Below are 20,344 nucleotides of genomic sequence, written 5' to 3'. Positions count from 1 at the left end.
CGCTTTGTTGCGCAAAATGCCCCTCGCTCTGGGAGTGAAAACAACATAAATACTGCCTTTAAAAGACAGAGGCCTGTGAGCCATTAAGAGACAACTATTTGAAACGCCTGAAAATAAACTATCTGTTTATCGGTCTGATCACCGTGCTGCTTGCGCTGGCACTGTGGCCCTCCATCCCGTGGTACGGCGGTGGAAAAGACGCGCTATCGCAGATTAAATCACGGGGAGTACTGCGCATCAGTACTGTGAACTCCCCGCTGACTTACTACACCATCAACAATGCACCAGCCGGTATGGATTACGAGCTGGCGAAACGCTTCGCCGATTATTTAGGCGTCAAACTTGAGGTGACGGTGCGTCCGAACCTCGGCGATCTGTTTGACGATCTCGATGATGGTAAAGCGGATTTGCTGGCAGCCGGGCTGATTTATAACGGTGAACGCCTGGCCCACTATCAAAGTGGCCCCAGCTACTACTCCGTTTCTCAGCAGTTGGTGTACCGCATTGATAAGCCACGGCCGAAGAACCTTGGCGATCTGAAAGGCCGCCTGATTGTGCAGTCCGGTTCGGCATATCTGTCAACTTTACGTTCCGCTAAAGCTGACAGCTATCCCGATCTCGATTGGGCGATATCCACCGATCAGGGACAAAAGGCCCTGCTGGAAGCGGTGGCAGATGGCAAACTTGACTACACCGTGGGCGACTCCGTGACCATCGGCCTGTTACAGCGTATCCATCCACAGCTGGCCGTGGCGTTTGACGTGACCGATGAAGAGCCGGTGACGTGGTATTTACCGCGTAACGATGACGACAGTCTGAATGCCGCGATGCTCGACTTCTACAGCCAGATGGGTGAAGAAGGCACCATGGCGCGGCTGGAAGAGAAATATCTCGGTCACGTTGGTACCTTCGATTATGTTGATACGCGTACCTTCCTGCGCGCCATTGATAGCACGCTGCCGGATATCAAGCCGCTGTTTGAAAAGTATGCGGCGAGCATGGACTGGCGTCTGCTGGCGGCCATCTCCTATCAAGAGTCGCACTGGAATCCTCAGGCCACCTCCCCCACCGGGGTGCGCGGCATGATGATGCTGACGCGTAACACGGCAGACAGCCTGAATGTGAATGACCGCCTCGACCCTGAGCAGAGCATCCGCGGTGGCAGTGAATACCTGCAACGCATGATGGAAAAAGTGCCCGACACCATTCCTGATGACGAGCGTATCTGGTTTGCACTGGCGGCTTACAACATGGGGTATGCGCATATGTTGGATGTGCGTAAGCTGACGGCGAAACAGGGCGGTAACCCCGACAGCTGGGCCGATGTGAAATTACGTCTGCCGATGCTCAGCCAGAAGCGTTACTACGCGCAGACCACCTATGGCTACGCGCGTGGCCATGAAGCCTATAATTACGTCGAGAATATCCGTAAGTATCAGATCAGTCTGGTGGGTTACCTGCAAGAGCAGGATAAGCGGTTAGCGCAGCAGTCTGCACTGGAAGCCGAACTGGGTGCCGGCTATCCGGCGGTCGAACCCAAGATTGCGATGAATTAACCTTCGCGCTGCGCCTGACGCAGCGCTTTCTTTTGTTCCCGGCGCATGCGGAAGAAGTCACTCAGCATCCCGGCACACTCTTCTGCTAATACACCGCAATCGATTTGAATCTGGTGATTCATACCCGGATGACCAATCACGTCAAGCAGTGAACCTGCCGCACCGGTCTTTTCATCTTTCGCACCATACACCAGCCGCGTGATGCGGCTGTGCACCATCGCGCCCGCACACATCACACAGGGTTCCAGCGTGACATATAAGGTGGTGTCGAGTAGACGGTAATTTTCGAGGATTTTCCCGCCCTGACGCAGCGCCATGATTTCGGCATGGGCGGTGGGGTCGCACTGACCAATCGGGCGGTTCCAGCCTTCGCCGATCACTTTATCGCCCTGGACTAACACCGCGCCCACGGGCACTTCGCCCTGCTCCCACGCACGCCGCGCCAGTTCAAGCGCATGACGCATCCAGTATTCATCAGTTTGTGGGCTCACCGGCAACTCCTGCGGATAGAAAAGGCGGCGCATTATAGACGGAATCGCCGCGTGATTCACTCCAGCTGTTGCAGCTCACCGCGCGGCGTGACGCGCCAGCGATGCTGGCAAAAGAATAACAGCGGGTTGTCCTGCTTGCTGTCACTGTAGCCGCTGTAAAGCTGTAATGGCGTACCAATCTTCTCTTCGAGCTGTGCCACCTTCTCATGACCCAGGCAGCGCATCGCCAGCACGCGCCCACCCAGCCCTGGCTGCATCTGGCTGGCGATCAGTTGTACACGTGGCAGGAACGCCGAATCGAAATAAACTTGCTCAACCAGCGATTGCGGAGAACCGGTTATCAGCCACACGTCGGCATCATCACTGCTGAGATAGTCGGTGAGTCGCTGCTGCACCACCGGAAATGCGGTAACACGTTGACGGAACCAGGCAGCGAACTCCGCCTCACGCTGACGTAGCCGCTGTTCGTTGTGACCAAAGGTAATCGCCCAAAGTAGTAAGCTCATCGGCCAACGCGCAGCCCGGCCTTTAATCAGCATGCCTAAGCCAATCACCGGCAGCAGCGGCACCACCAGCAACAAATTGAGCGGCTGACGACGCAACAGATAGCGCATAAAGGTGCCAAACATGTCCTGCTGGTGCAGCGTGCCATCCAGATCGAAAAATACCACTCGGCGTTGCGTACCCTTAGTCAAACTTCACTCCTTATCGCTTTTTAACTCTACGGCTTGCCCTACAGTGTAGCCAGCTTCATTCTCGGGGGCGAAAACAGTCATTTTTAATTCCAATGACTACAATGCCAGCTGAATAGTTTATTCTTTGTAGCGGTGCGCTGTCATTAAACAGTGACGGCGCGAAAAGAGACTACGCTCAATCGGGAATAGTTGGATTAAGGATCGAACATGAGTTCATTGCTGCGAATTCGCCAGCTTTACCCTCGACTGGCGCTGAATGAGCGTCGGCTGGCGGATTTTTTGCTGTCGCAGCCGGATCGGGCACGGCATCTGAGTTCGCAAAAACTGGCTGAGGAATCGGGTGTCAGCCAGTCTAGCGTGGTGAAATTCGCCCAGAAACTGGGCTACAAAGGTTTTCCGGCGTTAAAGCTGGCGCTGAGTGAATCGCTGGCCGATCGTGACGCCATTACGGTTCATAACCATATCCTCAGCGATGACCCGCTCAAAGTAGTGGGTGAGAAGTTGCTGACAGAAAAGATCTCCGCAATCCGCGCCACGCTGGATATCAACAGCGAAGAGAAGCTGTTACAGACGCTGCAACTGCTGAAAAACGCCAACCGCATTTTGTTGGTCGGGATTGGCGCATCGGGGCTGGTGGCGAAAGATTTCTCGTGGAAGCTAATGAAGATTGGCATCAACGCGGTGGCCGAGCAGGATATGCATGCTTTACTGGCGAGCGTGCAGGCGATGGCTCCGGGCGATGTCTTGCTGACGATCTCCTACACCGGTGAACGTCGGGAAATCAATCTTGCCGCGCAGGAAGCCGCGCAGTTGGGTGTAGATGTGCTGGCGTTTACCGGCTTCACCCCTAACTCATTGCAGCAGTGTGCGTCTGTCTGCCTCTACACCGTGGCTGAAGAGCAGAGCACACGCAGTGCGGCCATCTCTTCAACCAGCGCACAGTTGGCGTTGACCGACCTGCTGTTTATGGCGCTGGTTCAGAACGACCCAGAACGCGCGTCGAGCCATATTCGCCACAGTGAAGAGTTGGTGAAGAAGCTGGTTTGAATCAGATGCTGGTCACTTAAGCGCTTTTTGCTCGCCATACATGGCAACCCTGCGACGATCGAGCACGATTTTCGTAGGGTGCACATTAATGCGCACTGGCATCAAGATTTAATGTTTAGTTTAGTGAGCTGAATAGACCATTAGTCGGCCTTTTTAACACTCTCCCTTTCCGCCTGACGACAGGCTTCGCGACTATCACGTTGCAGATGGTGTAAGCATTCATCGCACAGCGACTGCTCAGCAGAGATGAGTCGCGCCCAGAACCCAATGGGTCGACCGCAGCACAAACAGTGTTGTTTAATCAGAATATTTTTCACTTCGTTATTTTTCATGCCTGTATGACAAGCAATTGTGCCGGTCATTATCGCACGAAATGATAACTCGGATTATTCCCACTCACTAGCAACCCGTCATCAATAATTGATGAATAGTTCTACAGTGAGTTTTATTCGCAGATTGTTTGATGCAGGCCAATACCCTGTCGGGTCAATTGAGGTGATTTATGCTAAGGTGCGCGCCTGCTAAACACACTGACAGACACCATGGCGTTATTGATCACCACGAAATGCATCAACTGTGATATGTGCGAACCTGAATGCCCAAACCAGGCGATCAGCTTAGGGGAGGCGATCTATGAGATTGATGTCGACCGCTGCACAGAATGCGTGGGCCATTATGATGTGCCGACCTGCCAAAGCGTCTGCCCGATTGATAACACCATCATTTCGGACCCACAGCACCCTGAAAGTCGCGAGGCGCTGTGGGAGAAATTTGTGGTCTTAAATGTCTAATCTTCGATGATCACCGTGGCGCAGGCATAATGACGTTCATCGGCTAACGTGACATGCACGTGTTTCACACCGAGTTGGCTGGCAATCACTTTCGCCTGCTCGAAGAAACGTAAACCCGGTTTGCCCAAGGCATCGTTGTAGACTTCGAACTGATTAAACGCCAATCCTCCTCGGATGCCGGTGCCGAACGCTTTGGCTGCCGCTTCCTTGACGGCAAAACGTTTTGCCAAGAAGCGAACGGGCTGCTGGTGCGCTTGATATTGCTGCCACTCGGCTTCACTCAGTACGCGACGCGCCAGACGATCGCCGGATCGTTCAATCACACCTGCAATACGTTCGATTTCGACAATGTCACTGCCAAGCCCGAGGATCGCCATTAGCGACGCGCTTCCCGCATCAGCTGTTTCATTTCAGCTACTGCATCAGCCAGTCCGCTAAACAGTGCGCGACCAATAATCGCGTGACCAATATTCAGCTCATGCATTTCTGGCAATTCCGCGATAGGTTGCACGTTGTGATACGTCAGGCCATGACCGGCATTGACCTTCAGACCTAAACTGGCGGCAAAGGTCGCGGCTTTACGAATGCGCGACAACTCAGCATCACGCTCCAAGCCTTCCGGGGCTTCCGCATAAGCGCCAGTATGAATTTCGATATAAGGCGCACCGCTGGCCACTGCCGCCTCTATTTGACGGTGATCGGCATCGATAAACAGAGAGACCAGAATGCCTGCCTCGCTTAACAAGCGCACCGCAGCGTTGATTTTGTCCTGCTGGCCCGCCACATCCAGACCGCCTTCCGTGGTCACTTCCTGACGCTTTTCAGGCACCAGGCAGACGAAATGCGGTTTGATCTCACAGGCGATATCGATCATCTCATCGGTGACCGCCATCTCCAGATTCATGCGTGTCTGGATGGTGTCACGCAGGATCCGCACATCACGATCGGTAATATGGCGACGATCTTCGCGCAGGTGAACAGTAATGCCATCTGCACCCGCTTGCTCTGAAACAAACGCCGCTTGAACGGGATCGGGATAATTCGTGCCACGTGCGTTACGTACGGTGGCGATATGGTCAATGTTGACCCCTAACAGCAACTCAGCCATGACAATCCTTAAATGTGTTCAGTGTGTTTGCAGTTTACCGGGCTTAAGAATATCAAGCGGTACGACCAGCGCTAGTCGTTTGACACATCGGGTTTCTTTTTTGGGACAAACTGACGAAACAGTTCCTGGCTCTTCAGGGGTTTACCGCCGAGGTAGGGCTTCAACGCCATTCGCGTAAAGCGTTTTGCCGCACGCAGGCTGTCGGCATCGGGGAAATCACGTTCCCACAAGGCGCGCAGCTGGCGGCCGGTAAAACTGCGCTGATTCACCACCAGACTGGCAATAAATCCTTTCTCTTCCCGGTAGCTGTACGTCATGCCGTCATCGATCTCTTCGCCACTGCCCGCGCAATGCAAGAAATCGACGCCATAACCCAGGTGACCCAGCAGCGCCAGCTCAAAGCGACGCAGCGCAGGTTCCGGCGTGCCATTGCCAACTGCCAGCATCTGGATGCAATTGAGGTAATCGAAGAAGAGATCGGAGAAGGGAATTTCTTGCTCAAGCACGCGGGACAGCAGTTCATTGACGTACAGTCCGCAGTAGAGTGTGATGCCACTGAGCGGTAATGCCAGCGATACCGCTTCGGCGCTGCGCAGTGTTTTCACTTCACCACGACCGCCCCAACGCACCAGCAACGGTGTGAAAGGCTGTAAAGCACCTTTGAGTTGAGAGCGGCGCGAGCGGGCGCCTTTGGCCAGGACGCGAACGCGCCCTTCGCTTTCGCTGAACAGATCGAGGAGTAGGCTGGTTTCGCTGTAAGGGCGACTATGCAGCACAAAGGCGCGTTGCCAGCCTTCCATCAATTAACCTTCGTCGGAGTAACCCAAGCTGCGCAGCGCACGTTCGTCGTCTGCCCAGCCCGATTTCACTTTGACCCACAATTCAAGATGCACTTTCGCTTCAAACATCTCTTCCATGTCTTTACGCGCTTCAATGCCGATGGTTTTGATCTTGGCACCTTTGTTGCCGATCACCATCTTCTTCTGCCCTTCACGCTCAACGAGGATCAGGCCATTGATGTCGTAGCCGCCGCGATCATTTGAGACAAACTGCTCGATCTCCACGGTGACGGAATAAGGCAGTTCAGCCCCCAGGAAGCGCATCAGTTTTTCACGGATGATCTCAGAGGCCATAAAGCGCTGAGAGCGGTCGGTGACGTAATCTTCTGGGAAGTGATGCTCAGATTTTGGCAAGCATTTGCGCGCGATTGCGGCAATGGCATCAACGTTTTTCCCGCTTTCCGCCGAGATCGGTACGATTTCAAGGAAGTTCATCTGCTGGCTGAGGAACTGCAAATGCGGCAGCAGAATACTTTTATCCTGAATGTTATCGACCTTATTGATGGCTAACACTACGGGCACTTTGCCGTCGCGCAGCTTGTTGAGCACCATCTCATCGTCTGGCGTCCAGCGCGTGCCTTCAACGACGAAAATCACCAGCTCCACATCACCAATCGAACTACTGGCAGCACGGTTCATCAGACGGTTAATCGCCCGCTTTTCTTCCATGTGCAGCCCTGGGGTATCCACGTAAATCGCCTGATAAGCGCCTTCGGTGTGAATCCCCATGATGCGGTGACGCGTGGTTTGCGGCTTGCGTGACGTAATCGACACTTTCTGCCCCAGCAACTGGTTCAGCAAAGTGGATTTACCGACGTTAGGTCGGCCTACAATCGCGACAAAGCCGCTATATGTTTCGAGTTCGCTCATTCGAGTCCTGACTTGGGCAGCGCCACTGTTGACGCTGCGATATGACTATTTATTTATTCGAGACCAAGCTTAATCAACGCCTGTTCGGCGGCAGCCTGCTCTGCTTTACGGCGGCTGGACCCTACGCCCACCACCGGTTCTGCCATGCCACTCACCTGACAGTGAATGGTGAATTCCTGATCGTGGGCTTCGCCACGCACCTGCACTACCAAATAGGATGGCAGTGGCAGATGGCGCCCTTGCAGATACTCCTGCAAACGCGTTTTTGGATCTTTTTGCTTATCGCCTGGGCTGATTTGATCAAGGCGATTTTGATACCAGTCGAGAATCAGCTTCTCGACGGTCTGGATATTGCTGTCGAGGAAGATCCCGCCAATCAGCGCTTCCACCGTATCGGCAAGAATGGATTCACGACGGAAACCGCCGCTCTTCAGTTCGCCCGGTCCCAGACGTAAGCATTCTCCCAGCTCAAATTCACGCGCCATTTCTGCCAGCGTATTGCCGCGCACCAGCGTGGCGCGCATGCGGCTCATATCGCCTTCGTCAACGCGCGGGAAGCGGTGATACAGCGCATTGGCGATCACATAGCTGAGAATGGAATCGCCAAGAAACTCAAGACGTTCATTATGTTTACTGCTGGCACTACGGTGAGTCAGCGCTTGCTGCAGTAGTTCCGGATGAGTAAAAGTGTAGCCCAGTTTGCGCTGCAGCTTGTTAATAAGGATGGGGTTCATGCGATTCCAGTTATTCTGTGCGTCTGTAACTCTGCATACGAAACAGGGCTGAGGTTCCAACACGTTCTGTTTGGTGTGCAGTGGCCCCCCGAGAGAGGCCAACCGTTTTTAATATCAGTGGATTCCGCCAATGCGACTTAAGCGCACGCCCGTTGGCCACTGTCCTTCTTGTTTATCAAAGCTCATCCAGATCGCCACCGCTTTACCGACCAGGTTCTTCTCAGGCACAAAGCCCCAGTAGCGGCTGTCGGCGCTGTTATCGCGGTTATCGCCCATCATGAAGTATTGCCCTTCCGGCACGATCCACGTCGATTGCGGCTGGCCCGGCTGCTGATAATACATGCTTGCCTGGCTCTGCGCTTCGTTGACTAACAGGATATCGTGCGTGACGGTGCCCAATGTCTCTTTGCGTGTCCCCAGGCGCAAACCGCCTTTCATGGTTTCGCCTTGTGGCGCCTGGAAGAAACCATTACCGGTTTCATTGCCATCAAAACCACTAAAGGTCTGAATGAAGGCGCTCGGTTCAACATTGGTGTAGGTCACGGGCAGTGCGGTTTCACACTTGCCTGTGCCACAGCCTGGATTGATAGTCAGCGTTTTACTGTAAGGATCAAACACCACTTTATCGCCCGGCAAACCAATCACACGCTTGATGTAATCCACGCTGGGATCTTTCGGGTATTTAAATACCGCCACATCACCGCGCTGCGGATGACCCGTTGGGATCAGCGTGGTTTGCGTAATCGGATCTTTGATACCGTAAGCAAACTTCTCCACCAGGATAAAGTCGCCAATCAGCAGCGTGGGCATCATTGAACCAGACGGGATCTGGAACGGCTCAAAAATGAACGAGCGAACGATCAGCACCACCGCCAGCACCGGGAACACCGATGCCGTGGTTTCGACCCAGCCCGGCTGTGCAGCAACTTTGGCCAGCGTTTTACTGTCTAAAGTATTACCAGCCTGCGCTTGTGCAGCAGCCTGCTTAGCACGACGCGCGGGTGCCCATTTAAAGCGATCGATACACCAGATAACGCCAGTTATCAGTGTGGCGATCACCAGGACCAGGGCAAACATGTTAGCCATTAAAATTCCTTATTTGCTGTCTTTACCGACATGCAGAATGGCAAGGAATGCTTCCTGCGGCAGCTCAACGTTGCCGACCTGCTTCATTCGCTTCTTACCGTCTTTCTGCTTCTGCAACAGTTTCTTCTTACGGCTAACGTCACCGCCATAGCATTTTGCCAGGACGTTTTTACGCAGCTGTTTGACCGTTGAGCGAGCGATAATGTGGTTGCCGATGGCCGCCTGAATCGCAATATCGAACTGCTGACGCGGGATCAGATCTTTCATCTTTTCCACAAGGTCGCGGCCACGATACTGTGAGTTATCACGGTGGGTAATCAGCGCCAGCGCATCAACACGTTCTGAGTTAATCATCACGTCGACACGCACCATGTCAGAGGCTTGGAAACGTTTAAAGTTGTAGTCAAGCGATGCATAGCCGCGAGACGTCGATTTCAGACGGTCGAAGAAGTCGAGCACCACTTCCGCCATTGGAATTTCATAAGTCAGCGCAACTTGTTTACCGTGGTAAACCATGTTGGTCTGAACGCCACGTTTTTCGATACACAGGGTGATAACGTTGCCGAGGAACTCCTGTGGCAGCAACATGTGGCACTCCGCGATCGGTTCACGCAGTTCAGCGATGTTATTCAGCGGCGGCAACTTGGAAGGGCTGTCGACGTAGATCACCTGACCATCGGTGGTTTCCACTTCGTATACTACTGTTGGTGCCGTGGTGATCAGGTCGAGATCGTATTCACGCTCCAGACGCTCCTGAATGATCTCCATGTGCAGCAGACCCAGGAAGCCAATGCGGAAACCAAAGCCCAATGCTGTCGAGCTTTCTGGCTCATAGAACAGGGAAGCATCGTTCAGGCTCAGTTTGCCCAGTGCATCGCGGAACGCTTCATAGTCATCAGAGCTGATCGGGAACAGACCGGCGTAAACCTGTGGTTTCACCTTTTTGAAGCCCGGCAACACTTTGTCCGCAGGATTGCGCTGCAGCGTCAGCGTATCGCCGACTGGCGCGCCGAGGATGTCTTTAATCGCGCACACTAACCAGCCTACTTCGCCGCAGTTCAGTTCGTTACGGTCAACCTGCTTAGGCGTGAAAATACCGAGACGGTCAGCGTTATACGTCTGTCCAGTACTCATCACTTTCACTTTGTCGCCTTTGCGCAATGTACCGTTCTTGATACGAATCAAGGACACTACGCCCAGGTAGTTATCAAACCATGAGTCGATGATCAGCGCCTGCAGTGGCCCTTCAGGGTCGCCTTCCGGTGGTGGAATATCACGCACCAGACGCTCAAGCACATCAGGCACACCCACGCCGGTTTTCGCTGAGCAGCGCACCGCATCAGCAGCATCAATACCCACGATGTCTTCAATCTCTTCCGCCACGCGCTCTGGATCGGCTGCAGGCAAGTCGATTTTGTTCAGAACCGGTACCACTTCCAGATCCATTTCCATTGCGGTGTAGCAGTTTGCCAGCGTCTGTGCTTCAACGCCCTGGCCTGCATCGACCACCAGCAATGCCCCTTCACACGCCGCCAGAGAGCGGGAAACTTCGTAAGAGAAGTCAACGTGACCGGGAGTATCGATAAAATTGAGCTGGTAAGTTTCACCGTTCAACGCTTTGTAATCGAGCGTCACGCTCTGCGCTTTGATGGTGATGCCGCGCTCGCGCTCCAGATCCATGGAGTCCAGAACTTGCGCTGCCATCTCACGATCGCTAAGGCCACCACAAATTTGAATCAAACGGTCTGACAGCGTTGATTTGCCGTGGTCAATGTGAGCGATGATAGAGAAATTTCGTATGTGCTTCATTTATATGAATATCTTCACGTAAAAAATCAGTGGAAAACTTGAGCACAGACACATTCAGGAAAGTGAGCTTCACCCGGAACCCTGTCAGCCTCATTAATGACGACGCATATTACACTGTTAATGCCGCGCGTTAAAGAATGGAACTGCGGGGAATCGCAACAGATTTCAGCGGTTAAGCCAAAACGAAAAGGCCGCACAGATGCGGCCCAGACGGGGATCAAACTTCGTTTTCCACGCGTAAGGCATCAGGCGGTAACGCCACGCTCAGAATCACCGGTTGGAAGGCTTCGCGATCGCCAAACAGACTGGAAACACCTTTCGCAACAATAAAACCGCCAATGCCGCCTAAAAGCGCACCGCATGCTGCGGCTAAATCGCTGTGGAACAGCATCTGGAAGATGCCTGCAACCAGAAACAGGCCAAACAGTGGCGTCATGTAAACCAACAACGCCGATCCCAACAAGCTGCTTTCACGGATGCCCAGCTCAATGCGCTGGCCCGGCTGTAAAGGCTCTGGGCTGGCAATGGTCATCACATGGGCATTTTTCGGCCCCAGTTGGTTAAGCGCGTGGCTGCCACAGCCTTTACGGGCCGAGCAGCTGTTACAGGAGGTTTTAGCTTCCGAATGCAGCGTGGCAACGCCCTTCTCCCACGCCACCACTGTGGCCCATTCTCTCATCATTTTTGTGCACCTGAATCTATGCTGTCCGCAATACGTTTAGCCGTGGCAGGGGGTAACTCACCCACCACCGTGATTTCACGATTATCGCGCACTTCTGTCTGCACCGTACGACGCCCAGTGCGCAATGACTGCGGCACACTGCTTTTATCGGCAGGGGTAATATTGATGGCGAAGCTAAACAGGCCATCGCTGTACAGACGAGATTCGACCGTTTTGTTCATGGCCGGCATATCGCGGCGGCTTTGCGAAATCAGCGTCATCCCTGCCGGAAGCCAACCTGGCTGCCAGCTGAGTTGGACTTTATCGCCCGCCGGTAATGACAAGGTAGGTGGCAGATTGGCTTTTTCCAGCCCTTGCATCAGGTTTCGCACGCCTTCATCGACAGCAAAACTGATCACGCGGAACTGCTCCAGCGTTTCACCATCACGATCGAGGAGATCGATACGCAATGGCAATTTGGTGTCCACATCCAACCACACCACATAGCTGTAACGGGTGCCATCACGCGACACGATGCGCACCACTTCACACATCTGGTCAGCCATGCGTGAACGCCCTACCGGAATGAAATCGTAGGCTTCACCTAAACGCGAGAAATCCGCAAACATCAACGCAGGCAGCGCATCGATGATGTGGTTACCCGGCAACGAGAAGGGATCAAGCCCTGGCTCGAAATAGCTGATGTCATTACCCCGTTGAATCACTTCACGGCGTGGTCCATCCATCTGCAACAGTTGGGCAAAGATACGATTGTCGATAACCGCGTGACGATAACGCAGAGACTCAATGCCAAGACGCGAGACATTGATGTAGGCAAATTCGTAGTTGAGGTTCTGACTTGCCTGCTCCATTTGATGTAACAACGCCCCGGACGCAGAGGTCTGCGCCGGGGCGGTGGATGACCAAAGCAGGCTGCCTGCCAGCAGGCTAACGGCACACCAAAGCTGCTTCATTACTGCTGTTGAGTTCCTAACGACTGATTTCCGGGAACGTTAGCCTGGGCCTGCTGCGGATCGTTCTTCTCATCAAACTGAACCTGATCGGCATGCAGACGGCGTTGCAATTCGTAATCCTGCAGCATTGCATTCACACGACGACGCTGTTCTTGCACCTGCTGGTTAGAGCTGTTGGTGTCAAACGCATCAGACGGCACGCCGAGGCTGACAGGTGAAGCTTTACCCATCATAGGCAGCGTATTGAATGCAGGGGAATCAGATGCTTCTGTCGCGCCACTGCCAGGTTGATTGTTGTAATGTTGAACACCCACAATCACCGCCAGCGACACACAGGCAGCCACACCGATTTGCGCCAGTTGCGCAGTCCAGGTGCCGCCACGACGCCAGAATGGCATTTTCTCCCAGCGTGAAGGCTCCGGCTGCGCTTCAGGAATCAGCGTAGTGACTTTGCGCGCTGGTTCAAGAGCAATGGCCGCTGCAACACGTGCGGAGATATCAAAATGCAGCACTTCACCAACGTCACCTCGCATGGTGTCGCGGATTAGATGGTAGCTCTCCCAACTTTTTTGAAGATCTGCATCCTTCGATAACGACGCCAACAGCTCGTTATCTAAAGTTTCACCATCCATTAAAGCGGAAAGTTTTTCTTTCTGCATGCTTTGGTACCCTTCCAGTAGCCGTTATCACTGACGTTGGATAAGCGGTTGAACTTTATTATCAATGGCCTCTCGGGCGCGGAAGATACGCGAACGTACGGTACCAACCGGGCAATCCATGATGGCGGCAATCTCTTCGTAACTTAAGCCATCCAATTCCCGCAGGGTAATGGCCATACGCAGATCTTCGGGAAGCGCCTCAATGGTCCGAAAAACAATTTGTTTCAGTTCCTCTGACAACATTAAGTTCTCAGGGTTCGAAATTTCTTTTAGTGCACCCGCACTTTCGAAATTTTCTGCATCAATCGCATCCACATCACTAGAGGGTGGACGACGCCCCTGAGCCACCAGGTAATTTTTTGCGGTATTCACCGCGATGCGGTACAGCCATGTATAAAAGGCGCTATCGCCACGGAATGATTCCAGTGCGCGATACGCTTTGATAAAGGATTCCTGAACCACATCAGGCACATCGCCTGAAGGAACATAGCGTGAAACCAGGCTCGCCACTTTATGCTGGTATCGAATAACCAGTATGTTAAATGACTTTTGATCTCCCTTCTGAACCCGCTCAACGAGAACCTGATCCGTTAACTGCTCGCTCATCCGAGGTAATGTCTCCCCAAATCTTTTTTATTCGTAAGTGAACTGCCAGCACATCTCATTGTTCTGAGCAAGCATGCGCTTTGAGTCATATGTTGGCCTGAAGTTCACTACGACCAGATAATTTCCGTATCGGAACCACGACATCATTTGTTGTTGATTGTCTTTCAGTGTAGCGACTGACTACGCTGGTGGTGTCTTTTGCGGCACCGATAATCGCTGGCAGAGTACCCTATGACGCCCTAATTTTCATCTTTATTACCTGAATTTTCATAGTGTTTGATATAAAAAACACGAGGTGCTCATTTTAAGACATAACTCACTGAAATCGCGTTGTTATCTCCACTGCCTGAAGATTTTTTCCGCGTAATTTGTTCAAAATACTTCACACGACCGCCATCCAGGCATATGCTCGGGTCACCTTTTGTTTAGTAAATTAAACACCATGACTTCGATACCTGATTACCAATGTGATGTGTTGATTGTGGGCAGCGGTGCCGCCGGTTTGTCGCTGGCGCTGCGTCTTGCCCCCTATTACCAGGTAACCGTGCTGAGCAAAGCGCAGGTTAACGAAGGCTCAACACTGTATGCACAGGGCGGGATCGCGGCGGTGTTTGATGAAACCGACAGCATTGAATCCCACGTTGAAGATACTCTGATCGCTGGCGCCGGGTTATGCGACCGTGAAACCGTCAGCTTTATCGCCAGCAACGCGCGCCATTGCGTGCAGTGGTTAATTGATAATGGCGTGGCGTTCGATATGGAGCCGCAACCCGACGGTGAGGCGCGTTATCATCTGACGCGTGAAGGCGGCCACAGCCATCGCCGTATTCTGCACAGTGCCGATGCCACAGGTCGCGCAGTGGAAACGACACTGGTCAGCCAGGCGTTAAGCCATCCCAATATACGCATCATTGAACGTACCAACGCAGTGGATTTAATTCTTTCAGATAAAGTCGGACTGCCGGGCAAACGTCGAGTGGTGGGGGCATGGTTCTGGAATCGCAATCGCGAACAGGTTGAAACCTGCCGTGCACGAGCCGTAGTGCTGGCGACTGGCGGCGCGGCAAAAGTGTATCAATACACCACTAACCCGGATGTCGCCTCCGGTGATGGTATTGCCATGGCGTGGCGTGCGGGCTGTCGCGTGGCCAATCTGGAGTTCAACCAGTTCCATCCTACCTGTTTATTCCACCCTCAGGCGCAGAACTTTTTGCTGACCGAAGCCCTGCGCGGTGAAGGTGCGTGGCTACTGCGTCCGGACGGTTCGCGCTTTATGCCTGACTTTGATGAGCGTGCTGAGTTAGCACCGCGCGATATCGTGGCGCGCGCCATCGATCACGAAATGAAGCGCCTGGGCGTGGATTGCATGTATCTCGATATCAGCCATCAGCCGGAAAGTTTTGTGCGCGCCCACTTCCCGATGATCTATGAAAAATTGCTGACCTTCGGTTTGGATCTCACTAAAGAGCCCATTCCGATCGTCCCCGCTGCACATTACACCTGCGGTGGCGTGATGGTGGATCAGCACGGCCGTACCGACGTTGATGGGCTGTATGCCATCGGAGAAGTGAGCTATACCGGACTGCATGGCGCCAATCGCATGGCATCCAACTCACTGCTGGAGTGTCTGGTTTATGGCTGGTCGGCGGCGGAAGATATGATTCGTCGCCTGCCAGCGGTTACCGCTGTTGAGCAGTTACCCGCATGGGATGAAAGCCGCGTGGATGACGCCGACGAGCGCGTGGTGATTCAGCATAACTGGCATGAGCTACGCCTGTTTATGTGGGACTACATGGGCATTGTGCGTACCACCAAAAGACTGGAGCGCGCCCTGCGTCGCATTACGTTGTTACAGCAGGAAATTGATGAATACTATGCGCACTTCCGTCTCTCTAACAATCTGTTGGAACTGCGCAATTTAGTTCAGGTGGCGGAGTTGATGGTGCGCTGTGCGCTGCAGCGCAAAGAGAGCCGAGGTCTGCATTACACGCCAGACTATCTCGATCAGCTTTCTGAAGCCCTACCCACGCAACTCCAGCCAGATAATTATCTGAACAGATAAAAATCAGAAACCAGGCTGAGCCAGTCAGCCGAATAACTCTTATCTTCATCGCGAATGGCGAGACGTTCCAGCAACGTTTCGCCCGCGGTCGGGGAAAAGCCCAATACCAGACGATTTGGTGGGCGTTGGGCATAAGCCGCGACATCATAGCGGTAACGCAGATGCCAGCCTTCTGCCAGTGCGAGGGAAATCAGCTGTTCTCCCGCCTCTTCAGGCAGCACCACACAAAAAATCCCCTCTTCTTCTATTAATTGTGCGGCGCAGCGTAACAACGTGGGATGGTCGAGCGTGGCGGTGCTGCGCGCGTTATCCCGCTCGACACTGCCGGTGGTGCTGCCCGGTGCAAAAAACGGAGGGTTACTGACAATCAGAGAGTAGCGTTTCTCGCTTTGCTCACTCCAGCTCACAATATCCTGATGATGGATGGTGATACGATCGGCCCAGGGTGAAGCCTGCACATTCTCGTGAGCCTGACTTGCGGCACTCTCCTCCAGCTCAACCGCATCAAGGGTGACCTGATCGGGGGTACGCTGTGCCAGCATCAAGGCAATCAACCCGCTGCCACAGCCAATATCGAGGATGCGACGCGTCCCCGCCACGGGAGCCCAGGCGCCAAGTAACACGCCATCCGTACCGACTTTCATCGCACAGCGGTCATGTGCCACGAAAAATTGCTTAAAGGTGAAACCATCTTTTCTTAACATCGCCCGCGTCTGCGGCTGGTCCTGAGACATTCTTCACTACCATTGAATTGTTTACTGCGGGGAGTGTAACGTGGTCACGCGGGGAATTCACCTGCACCTGAAATGCACAAACAGATGAAGATTATGTTTGATCTGTCTATAATCAGCGCCCCAAACTGAGGTAGACCATGACCGTAACCACATTCTCCGAACTCGAACTTGACGAAAGCCTGCTGCAAGCTTTGCAGGAAAAAGGCTACACGCGCCCCACTGTTATTCAGGCTGAGACCATTCCTGCCGCGCTGGAAGGCCGTGACGTTCTGGGTTCGGCTCCAACCGGGACGGGGAAAACGGCAGCCTTTCTGCTGCCTGCATTACAGCACCTGCTCGATTTCCCACGTAAAAAATCGGGCCCACCGCGTATCCTGATTGTTACGCCTACCCGTGAACTGGCGATGCAAGTGGCTGACCAGGCACGTGAGCTGGCAAAACACACCCATCTTGATATCGCCACCATTACCGGCGGCGTGGCGTACATGAACCACGCAGAAGTGTTCAGTGAAAACCAGGACATCGTGGTGGCCACCACCGGCCGTTTGCTGCAGTACATCAAAGAAGAGAACTTTGATTGCCGTGCCGTTGAAACCCTGATTCTCGACGAAGCCGATCGCATGCTCGACATGGGCTTCGCGCAAGATATCGAAACCATCGCGGCCGAAACGCGCTGGCGTAAGCAGACGTTGCTGTTCTCTGCCACGCTGGAAGGCGACAACATCAAAGATTTCGCCGAGCGTCTGCTGAATGATCCGGTGTCGATTGAAGCCGATCCGAGCAAAAGCGAACGTAAAAAGATTCAGCAATGGTATTACCGCGCCGACAATCTTGAGCACAAAACCAAGTTGCTGATCCATCTGCTGAAAATGCCAGAAGCCAAGCGCGTGATCGTCTTTGTACGCAAGCGTGAGCGTCTGCATGAGGTGGTGACCTGGTTGCACGAAGCCGGCATCCGCACCAGTTATCTGGAAGGTGAGATGGTGCAGGTCAACCGCAACGAAGCGATCAAGCGCATCAATGAAAATCGCGTAAACGTGATGATTGCCACTGACGTTGCCGCGCGCGGTATCGACATTGATGATGTGACGCATGTGATTAACTTTGACCTGCCGCGCACCGCTGATGTCTATCTGCACCGCATTGGCCGCACCGCACGCGCTGGCCGTAAAGGCACGGCGATTTCGCTGGTTGAAGCGCATGACCATCTGCTGCTGGGCAAAATCACGCGTTATATCAATGAGCCCGTTAAGGCTCGCGTGATTGAAGAGTTGCGCCCAGAATCACGCGCACCAAGTGCCAAAGTCACGGGTAAACCGTCGAAAAAGGTGCTGGCGAAGCGAAAAGAACAAAAAGAGAAAGAAGCGGAAAAACCGCGTGTTAAACAGCGTCATCGCGACACTAAAAATGTCGGGAAGCGCCGCAAGCCAAGCGGCAGCAGCACGCCAGAGAGCAGTGCGGAATAAAACAGCACTCGCACAATTAAAGCGCCTCTTTTGAGGCGTTTTTTTATGTCTGAAGATAAGAAATAGCCTTCACGCTACGCTTTTCATCTCAATGACCTTTCTGACACTCTTGGCGCACATCATTAAATGCAAAAAGGCCGCACCGACTGACATCGGCACGGCCTGAATGATTGTGTGACTTTTGGTCAGCCGATCAATTACAGACTTTCAGTGAAAGTACGGGTAATCACATCGCGCTGCTGTTCCGGCGTCAGCGCATTAAAGCGCACTGCATAACCTGAAACACGAATGGTCAGCTGCGGATATTTCTCCGGGTGCTTGACGGCGTCTTCAAGCGTTTCACGGCGCAGCACATTCACATTCAGATGCTGGCCCCCTTCAATACGCACTTCTGGCTTCTGCTCCAGTGGGATCTCACGGTAAGCAATCTCGCCCAAATCGCTGATCGCAACGACCTGATCTTCAGTGAAATCGCCTTTAGCACACAGGCAACGCGCTTCGGCTTTCTCGTCATCCAGCAACCAGAATGAGTTCAGAAGTTTTGGGTTGTTGGCCTGAGTAATTTGAATACCAGTAATCATAGTGACCTCCAGGGCTTTGATGCGCTGCTGACAGGCACAGCGCGGTTCATCATGTGATTAGATGCTCTGGTATATCATCCCGCTAAACAGGCCGTTTTGACCTGCATCAATTATGCCCAGCCCGAATGTCAGCGAAAAAACTAACAAATTGATTTATAACCATTATGCGCAATAACTTTTTTTGCGTTTTCTCAAATTATTTTTACCCTTCTGCTACCGCTTACGACACGTTAAGCTAGGTGCAAAATTTTGCAGGGAGTTGAAAATGGCTGAAAAGCTAACCTGGCACAGCGTGCTGGCTGAAGAGAAAGAGAAACCTTACTTTATCGACACGTTAAAAGCCGTGGCGAATGAGCGCGCAGCCGGTATCACCGTTTATCCGCCGCAGAAAGATGTGTTCAATGCCTTCCGTTTGACGGAGTTGGGTGACATCAAAGTGGTGATTCTGGGCCAGGATCCCTATCACGGTCCCAATCAGGCCCACGGTTTGGCCTTCTCGGTATTACCGGGCGTGAACATCCCGCCTTCTCTATTGAATATGTACAAAGAGCTTGAGAAGGATATTCCCGGTTTTATCCGCCCAAAGCATGGCTTTCTGGAAAGCTGGGCCACACAAGGCGTGATGCTGTTAAACACCGTGCTCACCGTCGAAGCCAGCAAGGCGCATTCCCATGCGCGTTTCGGTTGGGAAACCTTTACCGACAACGTGATCAGCGCCATTAATCAACATCGTGAAGGGGTGATTTTCTTGCTGTGGGGTTCACATGCGCAGAAGAAAGGCAGCATCATTGATACTCAGCGCCATCACGTTTTGAAAGCGCCCCACCCTTCACCGCTCTCGGCCCACCGTGGATTTTTCGGCAGCCAGCACTTCTCGCAGGCCAATGCGCTGCTGCGCCAGTCTGGGCAAACACCTATCGACTGGATGCCGGTATTACCCTGACAAATAAAAACGGCCGCATTCAGCGGCCGTTGATCTTTAAAGCGGGCTAATTAACCTTTTGCTTTGGTCACGGCCACCATCGCCGGGCGCAGCAGGCGACCATTGAGGGTATAACCACGCTGCATCACCATCAGCACGTGATTAGGCGCCATATCTTCAGATTCAATCATCGACATCGCCTGATGCACGTCTGGGTTGAATGGCACATTGGTTTCACCGACCACTTCCACACCGTACTTACGTACGGCACCCAGCAGGGATTTCAGCGTCAGCTCGATGCCTTCAATCATAGAGGCAAGCTCGGTGTTCTCTTTGTCGGTCACTTCCAACGCGCGCTCCAGGCTATCGATCACCGGCAGCAGCTCATTGGCAAATTTTTCCAGCGCAAACTTGTGCGCCTTTTCCACGTCCATTTCGGCACGGCGACGGATATTTTCAATCTCCGCCTGAGCACGCAGCTGCGCATCGCGCACGCCGGTCTGCGACTGGGCTAATTCAGCTTCCAGTTGCGCAATACGCTCATCACGCGGATCCACCTCAGTTGCCGTCTCTGCGTCCACGTGCTGTTGATCCTGTTGAATTTCGTCTGAGACTTGCTCGTTAGGGGTATTCTGTTCTTTACTACTCATGAA

At 53.2% G+C, this 20,344-nt stretch carries 22 protein-coding genes; 6 read left to right on the top strand and 16 right to left on the bottom strand.

What is annotated here, in order from left to right; translation table 11 throughout:
- Positions 1-98: 98 nt before the first annotated feature.
- A complete protein-coding gene (gene mltF / locus LK04_RS04075) occupies positions 99-1,556 on the top strand; it encodes a membrane-bound lytic murein transglycosylase MltF (RefSeq protein ID WP_039329899.1) in 1,458 nt (485 codons plus the stop codon).
- Here mltF and tadA read toward each other — a convergent pair.
- Entirely contained in the window at positions 1,553-2,080 is a 528-nt protein-coding gene (gene tadA, locus LK04_RS04070; protein ID WP_052205998.1) for a tRNA adenosine(34) deaminase TadA, read from the bottom strand. The two genes, mltF and tadA, sit on opposite strands and share 4 nt — an antisense overlap.
- 23 nt (positions 2,081-2,103) lie before the next feature.
- On the bottom strand, positions 2,104-2,742 hold the full coding sequence (gene yfhb, locus LK04_RS04065) for a phosphatidylglycerophosphatase C (RefSeq protein ID WP_039329901.1): 639 nt from the start codon (positions 2,740-2,742) through the stop codon (positions 2,104-2,106).
- A 207-nt stretch (positions 2,743-2,949) separates the two neighbouring features.
- On the opposite strand from yfhb, the gene LK04_RS04060 reads away from it, so the two are divergent.
- Positions 2,950-3,789, top strand: coding sequence for a MurR/RpiR family transcriptional regulator (locus tag LK04_RS04060; RefSeq protein ID WP_039329903.1), 840 nt, complete (start codon positions 2,950-2,952; stop codon positions 3,787-3,789).
- A 542-nt stretch (positions 3,790-4,331) separates the two neighbouring features.
- Positions 4,332-4,580: a YfhL family 4Fe-4S dicluster ferredoxin gene (locus LK04_RS04055; RefSeq protein ID WP_039329905.1), complete on the top strand. Its 249-nt coding sequence runs from the start codon at positions 4,332-4,334 to the stop codon at positions 4,578-4,580.
- On the opposite strand, the gene acpS is transcribed toward LK04_RS04055, so the two are convergent.
- From acpS to rpoE, 11 genes are all read right to left on the bottom strand, one after another.
- Positions 4,577-4,957 carry a holo-ACP synthase gene (acpS, locus tag LK04_RS04050; RefSeq protein WP_034825626.1) on the bottom strand — a complete coding sequence of 127 codons (381 nt, stop codon included), beginning with the start codon at positions 4,955-4,957 and terminating at the stop codon, positions 4,577-4,579. The genes LK04_RS04055 and acpS overlap by 4 nt on opposite strands.
- Complete coding sequence (gene pdxJ / locus LK04_RS04045; protein WP_039329907.1) at positions 4,957-5,688, bottom strand: pyridoxine 5'-phosphate synthase; 732 nt, start codon at positions 5,686-5,688, stop codon at positions 4,957-4,959. The genes acpS and pdxJ overlap by 1 nt, the downstream gene beginning before the upstream one ends.
- A gap of 71 nt (positions 5,689-5,759) precedes the next feature.
- Positions 5,760-6,488, bottom strand: coding sequence for a DNA repair protein RecO (recO, locus tag LK04_RS04040; protein WP_039329908.1), 729 nt, complete (start codon positions 6,486-6,488; stop codon positions 5,760-5,762).
- Between the two features lie 3 nt (positions 6,489-6,491).
- Positions 6,492-7,397 (bottom strand): GTPase Era, encoded by a 906-nt coding sequence (gene era / locus LK04_RS04035; protein ID WP_039329909.1) that lies wholly within the window; start codon positions 7,395-7,397, stop codon positions 6,492-6,494.
- A gap of 53 nt (positions 7,398-7,450) precedes the next feature.
- Positions 7,451-8,131 (bottom strand): ribonuclease III, encoded by a 681-nt coding sequence (gene rnc, locus LK04_RS04030; RefSeq protein WP_039329911.1) that lies wholly within the window; start codon positions 8,129-8,131, stop codon positions 7,451-7,453.
- 114 nt (positions 8,132-8,245) lie between these two features.
- Complete coding sequence (lepB, locus tag LK04_RS04025) at positions 8,246-9,217, bottom strand: signal peptidase I (RefSeq protein ID WP_039329913.1); 972 nt, start codon at positions 9,215-9,217, stop codon at positions 8,246-8,248.
- Positions 9,218-9,226: 9 nt separating this feature from the next.
- Positions 9,227-11,026 carry a translation elongation factor 4 gene (gene lepA, locus LK04_RS04020; RefSeq protein ID WP_039329914.1) on the bottom strand — a complete coding sequence of 600 codons (1,800 nt, stop codon included), beginning with the start codon at positions 11,024-11,026 and terminating at the stop codon, positions 9,227-9,229.
- A gap of 217 nt (positions 11,027-11,243) precedes the next feature.
- On the bottom strand, positions 11,244-11,708 hold the full coding sequence (rseC, locus tag LK04_RS04015) for a SoxR-reducing system protein RseC (RefSeq protein ID WP_039329915.1): 465 nt from the start codon (positions 11,706-11,708) through the stop codon (positions 11,244-11,246).
- A complete protein-coding gene (rseB, locus tag LK04_RS04010) occupies positions 11,705-12,661 on the bottom strand; it encodes a sigma-E factor regulatory protein RseB (protein WP_039329917.1) in 957 nt (318 codons plus the stop codon). The genes rseC and rseB overlap by 4 nt, the downstream gene beginning before the upstream one ends.
- Positions 12,661-13,320 (bottom strand): anti-sigma-E factor RseA, encoded by a 660-nt coding sequence (gene rseA, locus LK04_RS04005; RefSeq protein ID WP_039329919.1) that lies wholly within the window; start codon positions 13,318-13,320, stop codon positions 12,661-12,663. The genes rseB and rseA overlap by 1 nt, the downstream gene beginning before the upstream one ends.
- 27 nt (positions 13,321-13,347) lie before the next feature.
- Positions 13,348-13,926, bottom strand: coding sequence for an RNA polymerase sigma factor RpoE (rpoE, locus tag LK04_RS04000; RefSeq protein ID WP_039329921.1), 579 nt, complete (start codon positions 13,924-13,926; stop codon positions 13,348-13,350).
- Positions 13,927-14,368: 442 nt separating this feature from the next.
- Here rpoE and nadB point away from each other — a divergent pair, with 442 nt between their 5' ends.
- Entirely contained in the window at positions 14,369-15,988 is a 1,620-nt protein-coding gene (nadB, locus tag LK04_RS03995; RefSeq protein WP_039329974.1) for an L-aspartate oxidase, read from the top strand.
- On the opposite strand, the gene trmN is transcribed toward nadB, so the two are convergent.
- Entirely contained in the window at positions 15,973-16,722 is a 750-nt protein-coding gene (gene trmN, locus LK04_RS03990; protein WP_039329923.1) for a tRNA(1)(Val) (adenine(37)-N(6))-methyltransferase TrmN, read from the bottom strand. The genes nadB and trmN overlap by 16 nt on opposite strands.
- Before the next feature lie 137 nt (positions 16,723-16,859).
- On the opposite strand from trmN, the gene srmB reads away from it, so the two are divergent.
- Positions 16,860-18,188, top strand: a complete 1,329-nt coding sequence (srmB, locus tag LK04_RS03985; RefSeq protein ID WP_039329925.1) for an ATP-dependent RNA helicase SrmB — start codon at positions 16,860-16,862, stop codon at positions 18,186-18,188.
- 197 nt (positions 18,189-18,385) lie between these two features.
- Here srmB and grcA read toward each other — a convergent pair whose 3' ends face one another.
- On the bottom strand, positions 18,386-18,769 hold the full coding sequence (gene grcA, locus LK04_RS03980; RefSeq protein WP_039329927.1) for an autonomous glycyl radical cofactor GrcA: 384 nt from the start codon (positions 18,767-18,769) through the stop codon (positions 18,386-18,388).
- A gap of 265 nt (positions 18,770-19,034) precedes the next feature.
- Between grcA and ung the strand changes: the two genes are divergently transcribed.
- Positions 19,035-19,712 carry a uracil-DNA glycosylase gene (ung, locus tag LK04_RS03975; RefSeq protein ID WP_039329929.1) on the top strand — a complete coding sequence of 226 codons (678 nt, stop codon included), beginning with the start codon at positions 19,035-19,037 and terminating at the stop codon, positions 19,710-19,712.
- A 50-nt stretch (positions 19,713-19,762) separates the two neighbouring features.
- Here ung and grpE read toward each other — a convergent pair whose 3' ends face one another.
- Complete coding sequence (gene grpE / locus LK04_RS03970; RefSeq protein WP_039329975.1) at positions 19,763-20,341, bottom strand: nucleotide exchange factor GrpE; 579 nt, start codon at positions 20,339-20,341, stop codon at positions 19,763-19,765.
- Positions 20,342-20,344: the final 3 nt, after the last annotated feature.

This window comes from Pantoea vagans, assembly GCF_001506165.1.
GTDB lineage: Bacteria > Pseudomonadota > Gammaproteobacteria > Enterobacterales > Enterobacteriaceae > Pantoea > Pantoea vagans_C.
This window is presented reverse-complemented; position numbering and strand designations above follow the sequence as displayed.

What these genes read in the sequence shown, in the direction of transcription:
- recO (WP_039329908.1), bottom strand. Translation starts at nt 6,488, where the DNA reads ATGGAAGGCTGGCAACGCGCCTTTGTGCTGCATAGTCGCCCTTACAGC.
- nadB (WP_039329974.1), top strand. Translation starts at nt 14,369, where the DNA reads ATGACTTCGATACCTGATTACCAATGTGATGTGTTGATTGTGGGCAGC.
- trmN (WP_039329923.1), bottom strand. Translation starts at nt 16,722, where the DNA reads ATGTCTCAGGACCAGCCGCAGACGCGGGCGATGTTAAGAAAAGATGGT.
- grpE (WP_039329975.1), bottom strand. Translation starts at nt 20,341, where the DNA reads ATGAGTAGTAAAGAACAGAATACCCCTAACGAGCAAGTCTCAGACGAA.
- ung (WP_039329929.1), top strand. Translation starts at nt 19,035, where the DNA reads ATGGCTGAAAAGCTAACCTGGCACAGCGTGCTGGCTGAAGAGAAAGAG.
- rseB (WP_039329917.1), bottom strand. Translation starts at nt 12,661, where the DNA reads ATGAAGCAGCTTTGGTGTGCCGTTAGCCTGCTGGCAGGCAGCCTGCTT.
- era (WP_039329909.1), bottom strand. Translation starts at nt 7,397, where the DNA reads ATGAGCGAACTCGAAACATATAGCGGCTTTGTCGCGATTGTAGGCCGA.
- rpoE (WP_039329921.1), bottom strand. Translation starts at nt 13,926, where the DNA reads ATGAGCGAGCAGTTAACGGATCAGGTTCTCGTTGAGCGGGTTCAGAAG.
- lepA (WP_039329914.1), bottom strand. Translation starts at nt 11,026, where the DNA reads ATGAAGCACATACGAAATTTCTCTATCATCGCTCACATTGACCACGGC.
- rnc (WP_039329911.1), bottom strand. Translation starts at nt 8,131, where the DNA reads ATGAACCCCATCCTTATTAACAAGCTGCAGCGCAAACTGGGCTACACT.
- rseA (WP_039329919.1), bottom strand. Translation starts at nt 13,320, where the DNA reads ATGCAGAAAGAAAAACTTTCCGCTTTAATGGATGGTGAAACTTTAGAT.
- LK04_RS04060 (WP_039329903.1), top strand. Translation starts at nt 2,950, where the DNA reads ATGAGTTCATTGCTGCGAATTCGCCAGCTTTACCCTCGACTGGCGCTG.
- srmB (WP_039329925.1), top strand. Translation starts at nt 16,860, where the DNA reads ATGACCGTAACCACATTCTCCGAACTCGAACTTGACGAAAGCCTGCTG.
- pdxJ (WP_039329907.1), bottom strand. Translation starts at nt 5,688, where the DNA reads ATGGCTGAGTTGCTGTTAGGGGTCAACATTGACCATATCGCCACCGTA.
- rseC (WP_039329915.1), bottom strand. Translation starts at nt 11,708, where the DNA reads ATGATGAGAGAATGGGCCACAGTGGTGGCGTGGGAGAAGGGCGTTGCC.
- tadA (WP_052205998.1), bottom strand. Translation starts at nt 2,080, where the DNA reads ATGCGCCGCCTTTTCTATCCGCAGGAGTTGCCGGTGAGCCCACAAACT.
- acpS (WP_034825626.1), bottom strand. Translation starts at nt 4,957, where the DNA reads ATGGCGATCCTCGGGCTTGGCAGTGACATTGTCGAAATCGAACGTATT.
- grcA (WP_039329927.1), bottom strand. Translation starts at nt 18,769, where the DNA reads ATGATTACTGGTATTCAAATTACTCAGGCCAACAACCCAAAACTTCTG.
- LK04_RS04055 (WP_039329905.1), top strand. Translation starts at nt 4,332, where the DNA reads ATGGCGTTATTGATCACCACGAAATGCATCAACTGTGATATGTGCGAA.
- lepB (WP_039329913.1), bottom strand. Translation starts at nt 9,217, where the DNA reads ATGGCTAACATGTTTGCCCTGGTCCTGGTGATCGCCACACTGATAACT.